Origin of the sequence: Halomonas sp. PAMB 3264 (assembly GCF_031954245.1) — a bacterium.
Classification (GTDB): domain Bacteria; phylum Pseudomonadota; class Gammaproteobacteria; order Pseudomonadales; family Halomonadaceae; genus Vreelandella.
Map to the genome: position 1 here is coordinate 2,331,042 of NZ_CP134866.1, position 20,272 is coordinate 2,351,313.

Sequence of the window (20,272 nt, forward strand, 5' to 3'; positions counted from 1 at the left end):
CCCACCGGCGTTACAGACAGGGCGGCACGCCGATGATCGGCATGCCGGTAAAGACCACCCCAAAGGCGGAGAAGAGATAGAGCCCAGCGGAGACCAGCGCGTTAAAGCGCGGCCGGCCGGTAAGCTCGCGGCCTACCTTCCAGCCGGCCCAGGCAAGCCAGAAAAGCAAGACAGTGGTGGCGACGCTGACAAGCCCAAGCCCCAGGTTGAGGCCAGTCAGTGAGCCTTGATCCGGTGCCGGCGGCGCTACGGCGCAGGCCACCGACAGCCCGCCGTACACCGCCACGAACCAGATACTCCAGAGCGTGAGCCCGACGATCAAATGCGCCGGATGGCCAAGGTGTAGTCGCTTGAACGCGGTTGGCATCATCTAGCCTCCCATTACGCGGGGCAGCACGCCGAGCGCGCCGACCAGCACCCAGAACGTCACCAGGTTGTAGCGCCAAAGCTGCACCACCACTGCCGGCTCGAAGGGCGCGTGGGCACCCACGTAGCCGCAGCGCACGCGAAACCCCTGCATCGCGGTGAGAATCATCGCAAGCGCCCCATGGAACAGCGCGTACACCAGCCCCACGAGCAAAATCGCATCGTGGCTGGTTTGGGTAGGCTCGAGCCCGGCACTCAGCAGCGACCAGAGCACCAGCCCCACCTGCACCGCGCCCAGCAGCGCGGCGATGAAAAACCCGCCCATCAGGCCGCTATCGCGGCGGGCGCGAAGCCCGCGTACCAGCTTCTCCATGACGCCGGCGCCCACCGTGAGCGCGATGCCGGCGCAGACCAGCACCAGCAGTGAAAGCGGCGACACCTCGGGCATGCGCCACTCGGGTGAGACGGTCCAGAGATAGAACCAGCCGAAAAGATACGAAAGAAAGAACGACCCGTTGGCGATCGAGAACGTCGCCATCGCCCAGACGCCAGGCCCACTCATGGTGCGCGAATGCAGGGGCGGGTCGCCTTCCTTGACCTCGGCGTCCGGGGCGGCCTTGGGGTGGGCGCCGTTCTCCCAGGCCCAGCGCAGCAAAAACACCCCGGCGACGATGACGAACACCGCGGCGACCGGGTAGAGGCGCGTCAGCAGACTGACACACACCACGGCCAGCGCCAGCGCGGCCAGAAACGGCCACCAGGAGTTGCCCGGCAGGTGAACGATTTCGCGCACCTTGCCGGTGATGGAATCAGATCCCCACATCTCGCGCCGCCCGTGGCTCGCCACCGCCAGGCCATGTTTGCCTTCGGCCATGGTGCGCGGTAAATCCGGGTTGTCCCACAGCGGGTGGCGGGTTTCGATGTTAGGCAGGCTTACGAAGTTATAAGCGCTTGGCGGCATCGTATTGGCCCACTCAAGCGTATCCGCGCCCCAGGGGTTGTGTTTGGCCGGCTTGCCGAAGCGAAAGTGCAGCGCGATATCGATCAACACCATGGCGATGCCGGCGGACATCACGAAGCTGGCAACGGACGAGAGCAGGTTGAAGATCTCCCAACCGTTGCCCGCTTCATAAGTGTAGATACGCCGCGGCATGCCCAGAAGCCCGGTCCAGTGCATGATCAAGAACGTGCCGTTGAAGCCCAAAAAGGTGAGCCAGAAGCCCCAGCGACCGATGGTTTCCGATGGCATGCGCCCGGAGAACAGCGGCAGCCAGTAGTAGAAGCCCGCCATCAGCGGAAAGAGCATGCCGCCGACCAGCACATAATGCATGTGCGCGACCACGAAGTGGGTGTCGTGTACCTGCCAGTTGAACGGCACCAGCGCCAGCATCACGCCGGTCAAACCGCCGCAGACGAAGATGATCAAAAAGCCCAACACCCAGAGCATCGGCAGTTTGAATTTCGGTTTACCGAGCCACAGCGTGGCCAGCCACACGAACACCTGAATGGCGGTGGGCACCGCCACCAGCATACTCGCCGCCGAAAAGAACGCCTGGGCAAGCTGGGGGATCCCCACCGTGAACATGTGGTGCACCCAGAGCCCGAAGCTGATAAAGCCGGTGACGATGATGGCGAACACCACCCAGCCGTAGCCGACGATCGGCCGGCCGGCGAATACCGGAATCAGCGTGGAAATGATGCCCGCGGCGGGCAGGAAGATGATGTACACCTCCGGGTGGCCAAAGAGCCAGAAAAGGTGCTGCCATAAAAGCGGATCGCCCCCACCGGCCACCTGGAAAAACGGCATGCCGACCGCGCGCTCGAGCTCGAGCAAAATGCTGCCCAGAATCAAGGGTGGAAAGCCGACCACGATCATCAGCGCCATGGCGAGAATGTACCAGGCAAACAACGGCATCTTGTGCAGCGCCATGCCCTGGGTGCGGGTGCGCAATATGGAGACGACGATCTCGACCCCCGCAGAGAGCGCCGAGATTTCGACGAAGGTGATGCCCAACAGCCAAAAATCCGAGCCGAGCCCCGGCGAATACTCGCTGCTCGAAAGCGGCGTGTACATGAACCAGCCGGCATTGGGCGCCATTTCGATGACCAGGCTCGAGGCCAGAATGATGCCGCCGAAAAGGTAGCAGAAGTAGCCAAGTGAGGTCAGCCTGGGGCAGACCAGGTCACGGGCGCCGATCATCTTCGGAATCATGTAGATCGCCAGCCCCTCGAGCACGGGAATGGCGAACAAGAACATCATCACCGTGCCGTGCATGGTGGTGACCTGGCTATAGATCTCCGGGGTCATGAAGTTCTGGTCGGGGGTGGCGAGCTGGGTGCGCACCAGCATCGACAAAATGCCGCCGAACAGGAAAAACGCCATCCCGGTGATCATGAAGCGTAACCCGAGCGTGGTGTGGTTGACGATGGTCAGCGCCTTGATGCCGCGCGGGTTGCCCCAAATGTCGTGCAGGTCGTCGTGCAGCGTGCGGCCATCCTCCGGCTCCTGCGGGTCCTGGGGCGTCGCTTGACGATTGATGGTTGTCATGGGGTTAAAGTCTCCAGCCAGGCACCCAGGTCCCTAAGCGTTTCGTTATCCAGATCGTCGTGTCGCGGCATCAGGTTACTGGGCTTGAGCGTCTGATGGTTTCTCAGCCACTGGTAGACCGCGCCCTCCTCCATGGCCATTACGCCGGCGCCCAAGGCTTCGCGGCCACCGACATCCGAGAGATTCGGGCCGATGTTGCTCGCACTGATACCCGCCACCTGGTGGCAGCCAGAACAGAACCGAGTGAAGTTGTCGCGGGCGGTATCGAAGGCTGCGTTTTGGGCGGCAAGCTCGGCCAGCGCCTCGTCACTGCGCGCGGCAAGCCAAGCGTCGAACTCCGCACGCGGCAGCGCCTCGACGTGAAGCTTCATATGAGCATGGCCCACGCCGCAAAGCTCGGCGCACTGGGCGCCGAACACGCCGGGCTCGTCGGCCTCCAGGCGAATGCGGTTGATACGCCCGGGCAGCATGTCGATCTTGCCGCCCAAACGCGGAATCCAGAAGCCGTGGATGACATCGGCGGCGGTGACATGAAAGTCCACCGGCTCGCCGGCAGGCATCATGAGTTGATTGGCGGTCACGACCTCACCACCTTCGGCCCCCGGGTAGCGTACCTCCCACCACCACTGATGCCCGATGACCTCGATCACCTCCGGCGGCTCGTCCAGCGGCAGCGTCAGCATGCGCTTGCCGGTGGGCACGCCAAACATCAAAAGCGCAATGACCGTGAGTGTGGGCAGAATGATACCGCCGCCGATGATCCAGCGTCGGCCGATGCGCCGCTCCTGGGCGGGAGTGCGGGTAACGTAACGCTTTTTGAAGGTATAGAGCCAAAGCGCGATCACGACGACGAACACGACGGTTCCGAAGCCCAGCATGACGAACCAGATCAGGCGGATATCGCGCGCCGCCGGCCCCGCCGGGTTCAAGATCGAGTGGTCGCCGCCGCAGCCGGCCAACAGTATCGGCGCGGCCAGTAAAAGCGTTAACGCGGCCAGGTTGACCCGCCGTCGCGATGCGCGTTGAATACGCCTTGGGGGCGGCGCCGAATGGTTACGTTCCCTCATACTCTTTTCCCTTTGTCTGCCCACAGGACGTGTCCATGGCATCCACTCCGCAGCGTTCCATAAAAAGCCGCGCCTCGCTGGCCGGTCACCCGCTTCATCCGGTCATGATTCACTTCCCGGTGGCGGCATTGATGGCGCTGGTCGCAAGCGATCTGGGTTACTGGTACACGGGTGACCCCTTCTGGGAGCGCAGCGGCCTGTGGCTTGCCGGCGTCGGTGCCTTTGGCGGCTGGATCGCCTCGATCGCCGGCATAATTGATCTGGTCACGGTGTCGCGTATTCGCCGTTTGATCACCGGCTGGAGCCATGCCATCGTCGCCGTGGTGATGCTCTCGCTTGCCTCGCTGAACTGGCTGTTGCGTCTGAATTCGCCGGAAGCCATTCTGCCCTGGGGGCTTGCGATATCGCTGGTCACCGGCGCCCTGATTGCGCTGGCCGGCTGGCTCGGCGGCCAACTCGTTTACGAACACGCGGTCGGCGTCGACGTCGACGAATGACACCGCCCCACGGCCCACGCCACACTGTTTACGCTTGAAGCACCTTTTATTTCTCATCGCCTAGCCCCACGCCAGGGGCTTTGCCAGTACGAACCCCAGCACGCCGAAGATCCCCACCAGGCTCAACAAAAGCCCCAGCAGCGTGGCGGTTTTGACGCCGCGATAGATCCCCATTTCCAGGCGCAGAATTAGCCAGCCAAAGGCGCCGTGCGCGGCCACCATCAGCACGACCGCGCCGAGCTTCAAAATCAGCCAGCCGCCCATCAAGTCATGAAGTAGAAACAGCAGGGTGCCGGAGCCGATCGCCAAAAGTGCGGCGGGTGTGGCAACGGTGTTGTAGAAAAAACGCGGCATGGGCGGGGTGCCCTGGGCAAAGCCCGCATCCCGGCGAAGCGCCAGACTGTGATTTAACAGCGCCGGGAGATACAGCAGCGAGCCGCACCAAATCACCAGCGCTGCGATATGAAGAAGTTTTAACCAGGGCATCACGGCGTCCTTGCAATGCTTTAAAAGCGCTTTCGAATGAGAAGCACGTCAAATGAAGACGCTGGAGTCCGCCGGAAGGCCGAGCCAGCCAGAAGGCTTGCAATCGAGTGAGCACGTTCACCGAGCCCCCGCCCGCCTCTGCCGGGCCGGTCAGGGGTTGAGGCTGTTCTTACCTTAGCCAACTAGCCACGGGCTGGCTAGCAAAGCGAGTCAACGCTTACATGGTAGCCGGTAAACTTGCGCAGGTTGATGACGCCGGTATCGAAGATCAGGTACTGGCCCTTGACGCCGTTCAGTACGCCCTCGACCACCGACTGCTTATCGAAATTGTGCGAGGCGATCTTGCGGGGGAACGACTCGACCGGGTAGCGAATATCGAGCGGGGTTTCATCGAGTAACCGAATCGCCTCCCCCCCGTAGGTGTCGCGTAGCGCGTCCAGGCCGCTGGCAACGGCCTCGAGCAGCCGATCGCGCTCCTTGATCAGATCGAGCGGTTCGACCTCGCCCTTGAGCATGGCGCGCCAGTTGGTGCGATCCGATACGTGCTCCTTGAACAGCGTCTCGACGAAGCCGGACTGCTGGCGGCTGGCCACTTCCATGATCGGCAGCGCCTGGATGGCGCCCTGGTCGATCCAGCGGGTGGGCATGTTGGTCTTGCGGGTGATGCCGACCTTGAGCCCGGAGGAGTTGGCCAGATAGACGATGTGCGGGGTGAAACAGTGCACCTCGCCCCATTCCGGCTCGCGGCAGGTGCCCTGAAAATAGTGGCAGGTTTCCGGCTTCATGATGCAGGTGTCGCACTGCGCCAGGCGTTTGAAGCACGGGTAGCAGTAGCCCTGGGCGAAGCTCTTGTTGGTCTTGCGCCCGCAGTGGGTGCAGGCAATGTGGCCATCAAAGTGCAGGCGAAGCGGCGTGCCGATCAACGCGTTGAGCGCCAGTCGTTGCTCGCCGGCGCGCAGGTGATACGTGACTTCACCGCCAGGTGCCTCGAGCGTGCCCGCCATTTTGCTCAGATGGCCGGACACGCGCACGGCGCTTGACTCGCTTGCGAACAGATCAGTCACCCGAGACGTCCCGGCCCAAACCCGCCATTTCCGGCGATACGCCTGCGCCGGTGGCCCCTGCGCCACAGGTGCGCCGCTCGAGATAGCCCACCCGGTTCTCGTCGGGCACGTTGTTTTCGATTTCAAAACGAATCACCGCCTCGAGACAAAGCTCGGTTTGCTCGGCGGTCAAAAAGCGGCCATCCGGCCATTTACGCAGTGATACCGCCTGCTTGAGGCTTTCGTAAATGCTCGGGGTCATCTGGCTGATCATGCGCTCAAAGCTCATATCATTCATGCAGGGCTCCAGTCGTATCGAAGGTCAGGGCGTGGACCGTGGACGTTTGGCGCAATAGTACCAGCCCGAGGCCAGCCCCACGAGTAGCCCGCCCAGGTGCGCCTCATTGGCCACGTTGCCAAAGCCCACCCACTCGGCAAGCGAGGTCATGGTGAACACCATCCATCCCAGCATGAACACCACCAGCATCTGCGGCACGAAAAAGCCGCTTTCGGGGCGCTTACGTGAGACGAGCCAGACGTGGCCCAACAGCGCATACACCACCCCGGACATGCCGCCGAACAGCACCGTGCCGGTGGCGTACTGCGCCAGATTCGAGCCGATGCCCGCCACCAGCAGCAGCGCCACCATCACGCGGCTGCCCTGCAGCGCTTCGATCTGACGACCGAAGTACCACACCCACATCAGGTTGAAGATCAGGTGCATCAGACCAAAGTGCAAAAATGCCGGGGTCAAGAGCCGCCACAGCTGGCCGCCGGTCAGCGTCTCCATCAGGTGTTGGGCAACGAGCTGGCCGTTGACCACGCCGACCGGCACGATGGTCAGCGCCGTAAGTACGCCGTCGCCCAGGGTATTCATGAGCACGAAGACTAAAACGCTCAAACCGATGATGAGCGATGTAACGGGCAGGCGGCGTAAAAGCGTGGCGCCCTGAGTGCGCTGAGCGCTTTGGGGGCGCGGGCCGGTAATCAGCGTTTCGCCCTGCTGCCAGCGGCGCACCAGCGCGGTCAGCTCGGTTTTCTGACGGGGGTCGGCGAGCCACAGCGTCAGGCCCTCCGGCTCTTCGGTGATCCGATGACCAATCCGGTAGTGCCAGAGCGCCTGGCGAAGCTCACGCGTGTCGGCATCAACGGGTAACAGCATGACGGGGTGCATGACACCTCCCTGGAGTAAAGGATCGGCTGCCCGGCGCGGTGGTTTCGTCATGAGCGTAAATCGTGCGCATAAAAAAACCGGCGGAGGGGGCCGCCGGCTTAAAGCAAGGGATCATTCAAGGGAACACTTACTATGATAGCCAGCGGCGGGGTTAGTTCAGCCATTTTCAAAAAAAGATGTTTCTTAATGTATCTACTCATAATCTGAATTAGAAAGCGCTCGGTAGCCCGCTCAAATGCGGCTGCTCTCTTCACGGTGAACGTCCACCCAAACGAAGCGGTCGGCGCTCAATTCACGCTCGCCGTCGAAACGATAGGCCACCAGCCGCCCATACTTCACCGCGCTGTAATCCAGACACGCGATGTTGCGCGCGGGCAGCGCCGGAATCCCCTCACACCAGTAGTGGCCAATGAACAGCGCCCGCTGCTCGGCGTCGTAATAGCCAAGCCCTTCGCGCTCGGCCTCGCTCAGCGGCCGGGTTTCCAGGTGATCCGGCAGGTTGTCCGGCTGAAACACCACGTCGCCCCAGCGCTTGGGATTGGCGGCCCAGAAATGGGCGCGAAAACTTTTGCGCGTAAAGCCATCGCCGGAGTGGATGGCCACGCCTTCGGGCAGTGCGATGCTGGGCCCTCGGGTCAGCCGGTCGACGATGGCAAACGCCTCGGTCGATGAGTCGGCGGACTCCTCCAGCAATTCATCGGTCAGACACGCGTTGGGCGAGCGCTTCTTGAGCGCCTCGATCAGCGCTGCGTCCCAGCAGGCGTGCACCACGCGAAAGTCGTCGAACTCCAAAAACAGCGGCAGCGTCTTGAACCAGGCGAGCGTGTCTTCCCACTCGTTGGTGTGGTCGCGGTACTGATAGAGCGTATCGGCGATGATGCGGTTGTGGCGCGGCGAATGCTCGCGCAGCCAGCGCCGGTCACTCCCCCTCGGCGCGGGATGGGTGTAGGCCAGGGCGTGGTGCTCATGATTGCCCATCACGATATAGGCCTCGCCTTCGTCGACCATGCGCCGGGCGATCTGCACCGCCAGGCGAATACGCGGGCCGCGGTCGATCAAATCGCCCAGAAAGACGGCCTTGCGCGTCGGGTGGCGATACACCCCGGCGCGTTGTTCGTAGCCCAGCTTTTCGAGCAGCGTCGAAAGCGTCGCCCCGCAGCCGTGGACGTCGCCAATGAGATCATACCCCTGGCTCATCAATCCCCCAGCCGATGACTCCAGCCCAGCTTGCTGCGCAGGATGTCGTAAAAATTGTGGCCCAACGGATGAACGAGCTGAACGCGGGCGGGCTTGCGAGTGATCACCAGCACGTCGTCGGGCTTGGCCACCGCGCGGGTCTGGCCGTCGCAGCTGATGTGCGGGTAGGTGTGGTTGGTTTCGCCGATATGAATCCGGATTTCGCTCGCCGCGTCGATCACGATCGGCCGGCTCGAAAGCGTATGGGGAAACATCGGCACCAGCGTTACGACGTCGAGCTTGGGGTGCATGATCGGCCCGCCGCCGGAGAGCGCGTAGGCCGTCGAGCCGGTAGGCGTGGCGACGATCAGCCCATCGCTTCGCTGACTGTAGACGAAGCGGCCGTCGACGAAGAGTTCGAATTCGATCATGCGCACCGCCTTGCCCGGGTGCACCACCACTTCGTTGAGCGCGTCGCCCCGGCCCACCGCCACGCCGTTGCGGTAGAGCACCGCGTCGAGCAAAAAGCGTTCTTCGACCTCGAACTGCCCCGCCAGCACCTCACCGACCCGGGTTTCGAGCTCGTCCGGGGAGATATCGGTGAGAAAACCGAGCCGCCCGCGGTTGACGCCCAGAATCAGGGTGCCGCTTTGGCACAGCGAGCGCGCCGCGCCCAGAAGGCTTCCATCGCCGCCGACCACAATCACCAGGTCGCAGCGCTCGCCGAGCATGCGCCGGCTGGTTTCCGGCTGGCCATGATCGGGAATCATCGTGGCAGTGCGATCCTCGACCAACACGCGATAGTCATGTTCGACCAGATACGCCACCAGCCGCGAGAGCGAATCGACTACCTTGTCGCTGCCGAGCCGGCCGATCAGGCCGATCGTATTGAACGGTCTTTCGACCGTCGCGTTGGTCATGCTGGACGTACGGGTTGGCGTGGTGGGCATGGGCGGCTCTCACTGTCGTTATCGCCCATTATGAAGACCCGCCCGCACGCGGGCAAATCCGGCGCCTTGTTTATCCGATACTTATCGGCAAAGCAGGCCTTGAGAGCGACTACCTGGCGGCTCAGGCGCGCTCGAGCGTGCCGGTGAGTTGGCGGCGCTTGAGCCACCACTGATTGAGCCAGAGCGAGGCGACGATGATCAGCCCGCCCAGTGCCAGCCGCCCAAGCTCCGCGTCGCGGTTCCAGATTACCAGGTTGACGATCAGCCCCGCCGGTACCAGCGCATTGTTCATGATCGCAAGCGTGCCGGCATCGACCCGGGTCGCCCCCTGGTTCCAGGCGAAGTAGCCCACGCCCGAGGCCGCAAGCCCAAGCCAGGCGAGAACGCCCCACTGAAGCGTCGTGGTGGGCAGCGCCTGAATGTCACCCAATAGCAAAAAGGCCGGCAGTGCGACGATCAGCGCGCCGATGAAAAACCAGCCAAACACGTGGTGCCAGGCAAGCGTTTGAGACTGCCTAGCGGCCAGCCGGCGATACCCCACCTGGCCGATCGCAAAGCTCAAGTTCGCGCCCTGGACCACCAAAAAACCGAGCCAGAAGCCGCTGTCCACGCCCTGGTAGCGAATCACCGCTGCACCGATCACCGCCAGCGTCGCGGTCACCAGATAAATCGGTGTGAAGCGTCGAAAGAGCAGGTCGTCGAGCAGCGCGATGTAGATCGGCGTGAGCACGGTGAACAGCACCACCTCGGGCACCGAAAGCAGCAAAAAGGAGTGGTAGAGAAAGGTGTACATGACGCCGAGCTGAAGCGCACCAAGCGCCATGAGCGTAAACCGGTCGCGCCAGCTCAAAAGTCTGGGCCGCAAAAACGGCAGAAACACCAGTAGCGCCAGCGACACCCGCACCAGCACGGCGAAGTAGCTATCCACCTGCCCGGACAGATAGACACCGATCAGCGAGAACGAGAACGCCCAGAGCGCCGTGACGCCAACGAGATACCCCATGGTAAACCCCGAAAATTATAAAAAGTTGACGGGATTATACGGCGCTCGGGGAAAAGGTAAAGCTCGGCGCACGAGGTTCGTTAGCGGCGAAGCACCCAAGCGAGTGCGTAGATGACGCCGGGCAGCCAGCCCAAAAGCGTCAATACCAGCGCGATCACCACGCGCCTGGCCCCGCCGCCGGCAAGCCCGATACCCAGCGGTGGCAGCAGTACCGACAGCGCCGCGTAGGCGGCCTTGAGTCCGGCAGGCTCATCGACCGAGACTTTAACTGAGTCGCTCCCCGGCGATTTGACGTCCGGCGTTGGCGCCGCCACTTTATCGGGCTTAGCGGGTTCGGGAGTGAAGTGCTCGACGGCGCTGGCCCTGGCGGGTGAGCTCACTTCTTCGCGTTCTACCGGTGCGTGTTGCGCTTTTTTCTCGCGACGCTCGCGTTCGACGGCCTTACGATGCGCCTCTTTATCGATTTTCTGCTCGAGGGTATCGGCGTCGTCCGCCAGATCCTCGTGGTAGCGTTCCCAGTCTTCCCAGTCGTGGGGCGTACCGGATTTGGGCCGCCCGTCACCGGCGCCTCGAGCCCTGGCCCAGGCTTTCTCTTCCAGCGTATTGGGCCGATCCGGGTCGCGCTCGACGCCAACGCCTTTACGGTTCATGTATTCGCGGGCATCCATAGTCGGCTCCTTGTGTGTCAATGCCGGCGCTTCGCCGCATTTAGCGCAAGCGCCTGATCAATGCAGACCGGTCAAAATAGCAGTAGTATAGGCAAGCCAAAAAAAACCGCTGCCAGAAGGCAGCGGAAGCAAGGGATCGAAAAAGAAGCCAGTACAACACTTCTAGCGGCTACTGTCGCAAGGATGCGGCCGTAGCGAAGGCTATAACGCGTTGCCTGTACACTATCTGACAGCGATTTGGTAAAAAGTTCTCAACGGGACAAAAATTTTCTACCCGCAAGCGGGCGGCGACCGCGTCCGAACCGGTAAGGAGCACGAGTAATGGCGCTTTATTTATTGGTGCTTGGCGTTTGTTTGCTGGTGATCGGTTCGGTGCTGGTCATCTTGATGACGACCAGCACCCCGCGTTATCGCACCGAGCCCAAGGATTTGCTCGCGCTCTTCGACAAGGCGCTGGCAAGCCGGGTCAGCGAAACCGAGTGGAACGCCATGATCGGCTACCCCATTCGTCACGACGAGTATCTCGACGGCGTGCGCCGCCGGGCCTCACAGCTCATGGAACAGTACGGCCGGCGCTGGCAGATCGCCCAGGGCAAGCCGCTTCTCAACGCGGCGGGCCAGCAGGAGCTTCAAGCGCTGCGAGATCACCTTGCCGCACACACCGCCCTGCGCCAGCGCTAGGCTCTGTCTGAAAAGTGCCTGCGCTCAACAATATGGCGTTAAAAATTGGCTCGTGCGCGAGTTCGATCAGAATACTCATTTACACACTGAAAACTCCGTTTCTTCGCCAATTTTTGCCTTGTCTTCGCTCACCGACTTGTCAGACAGACCCTAACGTCCCGCCATGCCCGAGAGGAGTTCGTCAATGCTTAGCACCATTCGCCAACTGCCGCTTTCGAGCGCGGTCAAGAGCCACGCTCACGACTTCCATCAGATCGTGATCACGCTCTGCGGCTCGTCGACGTTCGAGATCGAGGGGCTCGGCGGGCGAGTCAACGCGTTTTCCGGCTGCCTGGTGCCCGCCAATCACGAGCACTACTACTCCGGGCAGGGCTATAACCGCCAGCTCATCTTCGATATTCCCGATGACGCCCCGGCGCTGACCGGCGAGCACCGCGAACTGATCGCGCTGTTCGACGCGCCGCGCTTTTTCGCCCTCGACGGCGCGCTTCGCCACTACCTGGCGTTCGTCGAAAGCGAACTCGATCACGGTTTTTATGGCCAGGCGCTGGAGCAACAGCCCGACCGGGTCGCCGCAACCCTGCTCGGCGCCTTGAAGGCGCGCCTGGCGACCCCCCTGCCCGCCTCGCGCCGCCAGCTGGATTTGGCGCCGATCGACCGCTTCATCACCGCAAGGCTCGCCGAGCCCTTGAAGGTGGCGGATCTGGCTCGGCTGGCGTGTCTGAGCGAGGCCCACTTCTCGGCACGCTTTCGCACCCAAACCGGGCTCTCGCCCTGGCAGTACGTTCGTCAAAAGCGCCTGAGCGCGGCGCGGGAGCTGGTCGCCCAGAGCCGGCTGGCGCTGGCCGACATTGCCGTACAAACCGGCTTTGCCAATCAAAGCGCGCTTTCACACGCCTTTCGTCGCCGCTACGGCTGCTCACCGCGGGCGCTGCGCAATCAGCTGAGTACGCCCGCGCCGGGCGCAGCGGCGCCCGGCACGGCGGCGTCCGGCGCCGCGTCATCCCACGCCACGCTCGACGGATGGCGTTAAGCCAACGACACTGAGCCCAGAGCGTCGTGCCAGCGACACGACACCGCGCTTTCCGTGAAATCGACACGTTTTGGCGCGAAACTGACATACACCCGCTCGCCCGGCGCTCTACATTCGAGCGTCATCGGGCGTACCGCTCGGCCGTTTTCCACCTACCAACTCCCGGGGGCCAAAATGCTCAACGCCAAAAAAATGCGTGACCCTGCCGTGTGGCAAACCGATCTCGATTCGCTTTTGAAGACCGTAAGCGATCATTACATCGTCGATGAAGACCACTACGTTGCCGAGTTGATCAAGGTGCTGGACGCCGGGCGCGAGGATTTCGAACGTATCGGCGCCAACACCGCCGAGCTTGTGCGCGACGTGCGTAAAATGGATACCGCCGTCGACACCATCGACGAGCTGTTACAGCAGTACAGCTTGGACACTCACGAAGGCCTGATGCTGATGTGTCTGGCCGAGGCGATGCTGCGCATTCCGGACAAGGCCACGGCGGACGCGCTGATCGAGGACAAGCTGGGCCCGGCGGATTGGCAGTCCCACGTCGGCAAGAGCGAGTCCTGGATGGTCAACGCCTCGACCTGGGGGCTTTTGATGACCGGCCGTGTGCTCAAGCTCGACCACCCGCGCGAAGGCCAGCCGGCGAACTTCATCAACCGCCTGGTCAACCGCATGGGCGAGCCGGTGATTCGCCGCGCCATGGTCGAGGCGATGAAGATCATGGGCAAGCAGTTCGTACTCGGGCGCGACATCGACGAGGCACTCAAGCGCTCGAAGCCGCTGTTCAACAAGGGCTACACCTACTCCTACGACATGCTGGGCGAAGCCGCGCGCACCCGTGACGACGCCAAGCGCTATTTCGATGACTACGCCAAGGCCATCGAGGCCGTCGGCAAGACCTCCCAGCGTTTGGACGCCAAAACGCCGAAGCCGTCGGTGTCGATCAAGCTCTCCGCGCTGCACCCGCGCTACGAGTTCGGCCGCCGCGAGCAGGTGCTCGCCGAGCTGGTCGATACCGTGATCAAGCTGGTTCGCCGCGCTCGCGAGCTCGACGTCGCGCTGACCATCGATGCCGAAGAAGTCGACCGTCTGGAGCTTTCGCTCGAGGTGTTCCGCGCCATTTACGAAAGCGACGCTGCCCGCGGCTGGGGCCACTTCGGCCTCGTGGTCCAGGCCTACTCCAAACGCGCGCTGCCGGTGCTGCACTACCTGAACCGGCTGGCCGACGAGCAGGGCGACGAGATTCCGCTTCGTTTGGTGAAAGGCGCCTACTGGGACAGCGAGATCAAGGAGTCGCAGCAGCTGGGCGTCGACGGCTACCCGGTCTACACCCGCAAGGCGTGTACCGACGTGGCGTACCTGGCCTGCGCACAGTTTCTGCTCAGTGACGACACCCAAGGGCGTATCTTCCCGCAGTTTGCCACCCACAACGCCCACACCGTGACGGCGATCGTCGAGCTCGCCAATGCCGGCAACCGTGCCTTCGAGTTCCAGCGCCTGCACGGCATGGGCGAGGCGCTTTACGATGCCGCCCTCACCCGCGCCCCGGAAGGTACGTACTGCCGTATCTACGCCCCGGTCGGCGCCCACAAGGATCTACTGCCTTACCTGGTCCGCCGGCTTCTGGAAAACGGCGCCAACTCCTCCTTCGTGCATCAGCTCGTCGACCCGGACGTGCCGGTGGAGTGGCTTTGCCAGCACCCGGTCGAGACGCTCAAGCAGTACGACAGCTACACCAACAACCGCATTCCCGCCCCGCGCGACATTTATGGTCCGAAGCGCAAGAACTCGCGCGGCGTGAACCTGAACATCCGAAGCCATCATGACCCGCTCAAGGAGAAGATGGCCGCGTTCATGGACACGCAGTACACGGTCAAGCCGCTGCTGGCCTTCGACATCGAAGACGATGCGGGTGCGACCCACGAGGTCAAGGTGCCGTTCGATCGTTCCTTGAGCGTGGGCACCGTGCAGTGGACGAGCAAGGAGCAGGCGGCCAAAGCGCTGGACGCCGCCTGGGCGGCGTTCCCGCGCTGGGACGACACGCCGGTTTCTGAGCGCGCTGCGATGTTGCGTCGACTGGCGGATCTCATGGAAGAGCACATGCCGGAGCTGATGACGCTGTGCTCACGTGAAGGCGGCAAGCTTTTGACCGACGGCGTCGACGAAATCAAGGAAGCGGTGGATTTTTGCCGCTACTACGCCATGCGCGCCGAGGAGTCCTTTGGTGAAGTGATCGAGCTGCCCGGCCCGACCGGCGAGTCCAACCGCCTGACCATGGGCGGCAAGGGCGTATTCGCCGCGATCAGCCCGTGGAACTTCCCGGTGGCGATCTTCTGCGGCCAGATCGTCGCCGCCGCGGTCGCTGGCAACACCGTACTCGCCAAGCCCGCCGAGCAGACCTCGATCATCGCCCACCGTGTGGTCGAGCTCATGCACGAGGCCGGCATCCCGCGCGACGTGGTACAGCTTCTGCCCGGCGACGGCCCGACCGTGGGCAGCGTGCTGAGCGGCGATTCGCGTATTACCGGCGTGGTATTCACCGGCGGCACCGACACCGCGCAGCTGATCAACCGCTCGCTCGCCGCGCGCGAAAACGCGCCGCTGCCGACGCTGATCGCCGAAACCGGCGGCATGAACGCGATGATCGTGGACTCCAGCGCCCTGCCGGAACAGGTGGTGGTCGACGTGATCCAGTCCGCGTTTCAAAGCGCCGGCCAGCGCTGCTCGGCACTGCGCGTGCTTTACCTGCAGGATGATATCGCCGACCGGGTCATCGAGATTCTCCAGGGCGCGATGAACGAGCTACGCATCGGCGACCCGCGCGATCTCGGCACCGACGTCGGCCCGGTGATCGACGAGGAAGCTCGCGAAGGGCTGATGGCGCACATCGAAAAGCTCAAGGGCGAGAACCGTCTGGTCGCCGAAACGCCGATGGCGGCTCAGTACACCCAGAACGGCACCTTCGTGGCGCCGGTGGCCTTCACCATCGACAGCATCGAGGCGCTCGAGCGCGAGCAGTTCGGACCAGTACTGCACATCGTGCGCTATAAAGCCCGCGACATCGAAAAGGTGATCGATACCATCAACGCCCGCGGCTACGGGCTCACCTTCGGCGTTCACAGCCGCAACGAGTCGTTCGCTGCCCACATCGCCAAGCGCATTCGTGTCGGCAACGTCTATATCAACCGCAACATCATCGGCGCGGTGGTGGGCGTGCAGCCCTTCGGCGGCCAGGGCCTCTCCGGCACCGGCCCGAAGGCGGGCGGCCCGCACTACCTGCAGCGCTTCGTCACCGAGAAAACCGTCACCAACAATACGGCGGCACTCGGCGGCAACGCCTCGCTGCTGGCCCTTGGTGACGAATAGCGTGTGACGAATAGCGCGCGATGAATAACGTGTATGAATAAAAACCTTGACCTTCACCCCTTCAGGGGGTGAAGTAAAATTGACTGCTCGGCCGACGAATCGCTTTTGAGTCGATAACAATAAGTCGCGCCGATCTTTACTTAAAATCCAAAGGGGAACTTCCATGGCTATTGGCGTGTGGATCAGTCTTTTCGCTTATTTTGCGCTCATGGTGGGCATCGGCCTATATGCCATGCGCACCTCGACCTCCACCTCCGAGGACTACGTGCTCGGCGGGCGAACCTTGAGTCCGAAAGTAGCCGCGCTCTCCGCCGGCGCCTCGGACATGAGCGGCTGGCTGCTGTTGGGCCTGCCCGGGGCGATGTTCGTCTCCGGACTGGGCTCGGCCTGGATCGGTATCGGCCTGTTCGTGGGCGCGTTTTTCAACTGGCTGTTGGTGGCACCGCGCCTGCGTGAGCAGACCGTGCATTACGGCAACGCCATCACCATTCCGGCGTTTTTGGCCAACCGCTTTCCGACGCGGGCGCTGTCGCTTCGCACGGTGTCGGCAATCGTCATCGTGGTCTTCTTCGCGGTCTATACCGCATCGGGCCTGGTCGCCGGTGGGCGGCTGTTCGAGAGCGCTTTCGCCGGGGTGATCAACCTGGGTGGGTTCAGCGACTACGGTACCGGCATCATCATCACGCTCGGCGTGGTGCTGGTCTATACCGTGGTCGGCGGCTTTCTTGCGGTCAGCCTGACGGACTTCGTGCAGGGCTGTATCATGATGCTGGCGCTGATCATCATGCCGGCGGTGGTGCTGTTCGGCGAAGGCGGCGGCGGCTTCACTCAGGCCTCGCAAACCCTCAACGAGGTCGACCCGACGCTGCTCTCCTGGACGGACGGGCTCACCTTCATCGGCTGGCTCTCCGCAGTCACCTGGGGGCTTGGTTACTTCGGTCAGCCGCACATCATCGTGCGCTTCATGGCCATTCGCAGCCTCAAGGACGTGCCGATCGCACGCAACATCGGCATGAGCTGGATGGCGGTGTCGCTGATCGGTGCGGTATCGCTGGGTATCTTCGGGCGCGCCTACGCCATCCGTAACGGCATGGACGTGGAAAACCCGGAGACGATCTTCATCATCCTCGCAGACCTGCTCTTCCACCCGCTGATCACCGGCTTCCTCTACGCGGCGCTGCTGGCGGCGGTGATGAGTACCATTTCGAGCCAGCTGCTGGTTGCCTCGTCGTCGCTGACCGAAGACTTCTACCGGCTGTTCTTGCGCAAGGAGGCCTCCGAGAAAGAGACCGTGACCGTGGGCCGAGTGAGCGTGGCGCTGGTGGGGATCGTTGCCGCGATCATCGCCTCCGACCCGGAGTCTCAGGTACTGGGGCTGGTGAGTAACGCCTGGGCAGGTTTCGGCGCGGCCTTCGGTCCGCTGATTCTGCTGTCGCTGATGTGGTCGCGCACCAACGGCGCCGGTGCCATTGCCGGTATGGTGGTGGGTGCAGTGACCGTGATGCTCTGGATCACGCTGGGCTTCAACGCCGAATTTCTGGGCGGGCCGGGCATCTACGAGATCATCCCGGGCTTCATCGCCTCGTTCATCGCGATCATGGTGGTTAGTAGCGCCACTCGCGATGCCGGCGAGTATCGCCATATCGAACGCTAAGCGCTCAAGCATGAACAAGGCCACCTTCGGGTGGCCTTTTTTGTACCCCGTCGCTTAAGTCGTTGAGCCAGATCAAAAAGGCCCTCTGCCGCTGGCGTTACGCTGTACCAACGCTATCAACGCCAAACGTCACGCTATCACGAGGGAAGCATCATGGGTCGACTCTGGACTACCACTATCACTGCCGCCGGGTTCGCCGCGGCCGCCCTCATTACCAGCACCCCGGCGCTGGCCTACGGCCAGGGCGATTTCTTCACCCGCATCGGGGTCGCCAAGGTCGCCCCTAAAAGTGATAACGGCACGCTCGATACGGCGCTGGGCGACCTTGGTGTCGATGTCGAGGATAAGTCGGGCTTCGCCTTTACGCTCGGCTACCGTTTTCACGACAAGCTCGGCGTCGAGCTGCTCGCCGCCCTCCCCTTCGAGCACGACGTTCGCTTGAACGGCGACAACATCGCCTCGACCAAACACCTGCCACCGACGCTGACACTGCAGTACTACCCGCTCGGCGGCACCCAGTCGCGGGTTCAGCCTTACGTTGGCGCCGGGGTCAACTACACCCGTTTTTCAAGCGAGGAAGTAGATATCGACGGCGTGGGGCTGGCGCTGGACGACAGCTGGGGCGCGGCGGGACAGCTCGGACTCGATCTGATCATCGACGAGCACTGGACCTTGAACGCTGCGGCCTGGTACCTGGATATCGAAAGCGACGCCACCGTGGCGGGAAGCGCGGCCGGCAGTATCGACATCGACCCGGTGGTGGTCATGGCGGGGATTGGCTACCGCTTCTAGCCCATGGATCGTTCAAACGCTTGCAAAAAGAAAGCCCGACGCTCGACGCCGGGCTTTTGGCATGCCAGTGCTTAACAGGTAAGCGGCATTTCTAGCCTTCGGTCACGACCTTGTCGACGCGCTCGACGGCCTGAACGACCAGCAGCTGATCGCTTGCGCGCACCTTCTCCTGCTGAAGATAGGCGGCGACCGCCGGGGCGACCTCGCACTTTGCCGGCATTCGCGCCTTGGCCTCGACCAGCGCATCGAGTCTTGCGATGAAGACGAAGCGCAGCCACTGCGGCAGCGACATGGTATCGACGCAAAATGGCTGGCGGCTCTCGAACGCCGGGGCATCCGGGGTGGGCATACGCCAGAGGCCGGCCGCCTTCATCGCGGCTTCGAGCTCGCGCAGCGACTGGTGAAGCGATGGATGTACGCTCATAAGCTCCTGGGGAGTCGGTGCATGAACGTGCCATTATCGCCTTTTCGCGCCCGCGTTGCCATGAGGGCGCGCATCGCTTTGCCGCCACTTTTACGGTTATCCACGGATTCACAGAAAACCTGCAAGAGGCTGTGGATAAACTATGGAAAGGTGACGAGACGCTTACGGCGATGGGCCCTGGGTCAAGTTGTTCAATTTTTGATCATCAAGAGGCGTCAGCGCGCAAACTCCGGCTGACACCGGGGGCGGCTCAAGGTAGAGTGCCCGTTCGCGAAAGGAAAGGATCACATGCAAGCACTGAATACCCTGGACGAGTTCTTTAAGCGAAGCGGCGCCGAGGTGGCCATTTACCATATGGGCCGACGCGTCACCCCGTGCCCGCGAGAGACGCTGGCCGCCTTCGAGCGCGGTGAGACGGCTTGGCCCATGCCCTGGCAGGGGCAGGCGCGCGTGGCCGTCGCGTTTCGCATCGGCGACATGGCCGAGCCCGCGATCTGGTTTCTCGCCTTTGCCCTCGACGAACAGGGCATGCTGTCGCCGGCTTCCCGCGACGGCTTTTTGAACCGCCTGGTGGAAACCCTGGGGCGTAACGTGGCAAACGTTGGTCAGAATGAGGCGAGCAGTGAGCACTTCATGCAGGACAACCCCCTGGCCTTCACCCCGAGCCTGCCGTTTCAGGCCATGCTCAACGCTCGCGCCACCTTCGACCAGCATCTTCCCGCCAGCCAGCACTTCGAGCCGGTGGAGGCTTACCTGAGCGGTCAGCAGACCATCGACTGGCAGGCATTGGGCCTTCAGGGTATTGCCGACTACACTGTGCGCAGCGACGCGCCCACCCAGCAACGCCTGGCCGATTCGATTACGGCAAACCAGTTTGAGCGCGATGTGATTCGCCCACTCTGTCTGTGTTTGGAACACTGCGTGCTCGACGAGCGGCTGGTAATGGCGCTGATCGAGCGCGGCGAGCTTGCCGCAAGCGAAGGCGATATCGAAACGCTGTGCGCCTGCGTACGCGCGGTGGGCGCCAGTGAAAGCGCGGCCGTAGGGCGTTGGTATCTGGCGCTGCTCGAGGACTCGGCGGCGTGCGGGCCGGACGTACTGGCGGCGATCGCCGGGCGCGGCTGGGAGTGGCTAGAAGACGCCGAGCGGCTGCCGCTGTTTCTGCACCGCTTGGCGGCGCGCGAAGATACCGACTTCAACGCCCTAGTGCGCGATATCGCGCTGGTTCCGCGGCTGCGGCTTCTGGTCCTCATGACGCTGCGCGATGCCCCCGAGGGCAGCGCCGTACAATCGCGGCTGGCGAAGTTGGCCCCGCGCCACTAACGTTAATGAAACCAGTCATTA

Annotated in this window: 19 protein-coding genes; 7 read left to right on the forward strand and 12 right to left on the reverse strand. The window is 62.8% G+C overall.

Translation table 11 applies throughout. From position 1 onward, the window contains the following. Nucleotides 1–10: 10 nt before the first annotated feature. From RN347_RS10545 to coxB, 3 genes are read right to left on the reverse strand one after another with little or no spacing between them, the layout of a single operon-like run. Nucleotides 11–370 carry a hypothetical protein gene (locus RN347_RS10545; protein WP_311958201.1) on the reverse strand — a complete coding sequence of 120 codons (360 nt, stop codon included), beginning with the start codon at nucleotides 368–370 and terminating at the stop codon, nucleotides 11–13. Beyond that, nucleotides 371–2,914, reverse strand: a complete 2,544-nt coding sequence (ctaD, locus tag RN347_RS10550) for a cytochrome c oxidase subunit I (protein ID WP_311958202.1) — start codon at nucleotides 2,912–2,914, stop codon at nucleotides 371–373. It abuts the gene before it with no gap. Next, complete coding sequence (coxB, locus tag RN347_RS10555; protein ID WP_311958203.1) at nucleotides 2,911–3,981, reverse strand: cytochrome c oxidase subunit II; 1,071 nt, start codon at nucleotides 3,979–3,981, stop codon at nucleotides 2,911–2,913. Before coxB ends, ctaD begins: the two co-directional genes overlap by 4 nt. Before the next feature lie 35 nt (nucleotides 3,982–4,016). On the opposite strand from coxB, the gene RN347_RS10560 reads away from it, so the two are divergent. Beyond that, on the forward strand, nucleotides 4,017–4,478 hold the full coding sequence (locus tag RN347_RS10560) for a DUF2231 domain-containing protein (RefSeq protein WP_263586829.1): 462 nt from the start codon (nucleotides 4,017–4,019) through the stop codon (nucleotides 4,476–4,478). Between the two features lie 60 nt (nucleotides 4,479–4,538). Here the strand turns inward: RN347_RS10560 and RN347_RS10565 are convergent, their stop codons facing one another. From RN347_RS10565 to RN347_RS10600, 8 genes are all read right to left on the reverse strand, one after another. Beyond that, nucleotides 4,539–4,964 carry a CopD family protein gene (locus tag RN347_RS10565; RefSeq protein ID WP_263586828.1) on the reverse strand — a complete coding sequence of 142 codons (426 nt, stop codon included), beginning with the start codon at nucleotides 4,962–4,964 and terminating at the stop codon, nucleotides 4,539–4,541. A gap of 197 nt (nucleotides 4,965–5,161) precedes the next feature. Next, entirely contained in the window at nucleotides 5,162–5,968 is an 807-nt protein-coding gene (locus tag RN347_RS10570) for a DUF2797 domain-containing protein (RefSeq protein WP_311960848.1), read from the reverse strand. Nucleotides 5,969–6,020: 52 nt separating this feature from the next. After that, nucleotides 6,021–6,305 (reverse strand): YeaC family protein, encoded by a 285-nt coding sequence (locus RN347_RS10575; RefSeq protein WP_263586826.1) that lies wholly within the window; start codon nucleotides 6,303–6,305, stop codon nucleotides 6,021–6,023. A 24-nt stretch (nucleotides 6,306–6,329) separates the two neighbouring features. Continuing rightward, complete coding sequence (locus RN347_RS10580) at nucleotides 6,330–7,181, reverse strand: rhomboid family intramembrane serine protease (protein ID WP_311958204.1); 852 nt, start codon at nucleotides 7,179–7,181, stop codon at nucleotides 6,330–6,332. A 231-nt stretch (nucleotides 7,182–7,412) separates the two neighbouring features. Continuing rightward, nucleotides 7,413–8,378: a metallophosphoesterase gene (locus RN347_RS10585; protein ID WP_311958205.1), complete on the reverse strand. Its 966-nt coding sequence runs from the start codon at nucleotides 8,376–8,378 to the stop codon at nucleotides 7,413–7,415. Next, complete coding sequence (locus tag RN347_RS10590) at nucleotides 8,378–9,307, reverse strand: NAD(+) kinase (RefSeq protein WP_263586823.1); 930 nt, start codon at nucleotides 9,305–9,307, stop codon at nucleotides 8,378–8,380. Before RN347_RS10590 ends, RN347_RS10585 begins: the two co-directional genes overlap by 1 nt. A 121-nt stretch (nucleotides 9,308–9,428) precedes the next feature. Continuing rightward, nucleotides 9,429–10,310 carry a carboxylate/amino acid/amine transporter gene (locus tag RN347_RS10595; protein WP_311958206.1) on the reverse strand — a complete coding sequence of 294 codons (882 nt, stop codon included), beginning with the start codon at nucleotides 10,308–10,310 and terminating at the stop codon, nucleotides 9,429–9,431. An 80-nt stretch (nucleotides 10,311–10,390) separates the two neighbouring features. Further along, nucleotides 10,391–10,978, reverse strand: coding sequence for a YqaE/Pmp3 family membrane protein (locus RN347_RS10600; RefSeq protein WP_311958207.1), 588 nt, complete (start codon nucleotides 10,976–10,978; stop codon nucleotides 10,391–10,393). A gap of 321 nt (nucleotides 10,979–11,299) precedes the next feature. Between RN347_RS10600 and RN347_RS10605 the strand changes: the two genes are divergently transcribed. The 5 genes from RN347_RS10605 to RN347_RS10625 all read left to right on the forward strand — a co-directional run bounded on the left by RN347_RS10605 (nucleotide 11,300) and on the right by RN347_RS10625 (nucleotide 18,504). Next, nucleotides 11,300–11,659 carry a hypothetical protein gene (locus tag RN347_RS10605; RefSeq protein WP_263586820.1) on the forward strand — a complete coding sequence of 120 codons (360 nt, stop codon included), beginning with the start codon at nucleotides 11,300–11,302 and terminating at the stop codon, nucleotides 11,657–11,659. A 184-nt stretch (nucleotides 11,660–11,843) separates the two neighbouring features. Continuing rightward, the gene (locus RN347_RS10610) at nucleotides 11,844–12,692 is read left to right on the forward strand and encodes an AraC family transcriptional regulator (RefSeq protein ID WP_263586819.1); all 849 of its coding nucleotides are present in this window, start codon (nucleotides 11,844–11,846) and stop codon (nucleotides 12,690–12,692) included. 174 nt (nucleotides 12,693–12,866) lie between these two features. Further along, entirely contained in the window at nucleotides 12,867–16,058 is a 3,192-nt protein-coding gene (gene putA / locus RN347_RS10615; RefSeq protein ID WP_311958208.1) for a bifunctional proline dehydrogenase/L-glutamate gamma-semialdehyde dehydrogenase PutA, read from the forward strand. Nucleotides 16,059–16,221: 163 nt separating this feature from the next. After that, nucleotides 16,222–17,712, forward strand: coding sequence for a sodium/proline symporter PutP (putP, locus tag RN347_RS10620; RefSeq protein ID WP_263586817.1), 1,491 nt, complete (start codon nucleotides 16,222–16,224; stop codon nucleotides 17,710–17,712). A gap of 153 nt (nucleotides 17,713–17,865) precedes the next feature. After that, entirely contained in the window at nucleotides 17,866–18,504 is a 639-nt protein-coding gene (locus RN347_RS10625) for an OmpW family outer membrane protein (RefSeq protein WP_311958209.1), read from the forward strand. A gap of 91 nt (nucleotides 18,505–18,595) precedes the next feature. On the opposite strand, the gene RN347_RS10630 is transcribed toward RN347_RS10625, so the two are convergent. Then, nucleotides 18,596–18,928 carry a YqcC family protein gene (locus RN347_RS10630; RefSeq protein WP_263586815.1) on the reverse strand — a complete coding sequence of 111 codons (333 nt, stop codon included), beginning with the start codon at nucleotides 18,926–18,928 and terminating at the stop codon, nucleotides 18,596–18,598. A 288-nt stretch (nucleotides 18,929–19,216) separates the two neighbouring features. Here RN347_RS10630 and RN347_RS10635 point away from each other — a divergent pair, with 288 nt between their 5' ends. Next, a complete protein-coding gene (locus tag RN347_RS10635) occupies nucleotides 19,217–20,251 on the forward strand; it encodes a DUF3549 family protein (protein WP_311958210.1) in 1,035 nt (344 codons plus the stop codon). Nucleotides 20,252–20,272: the final 21 nt, after the last annotated feature.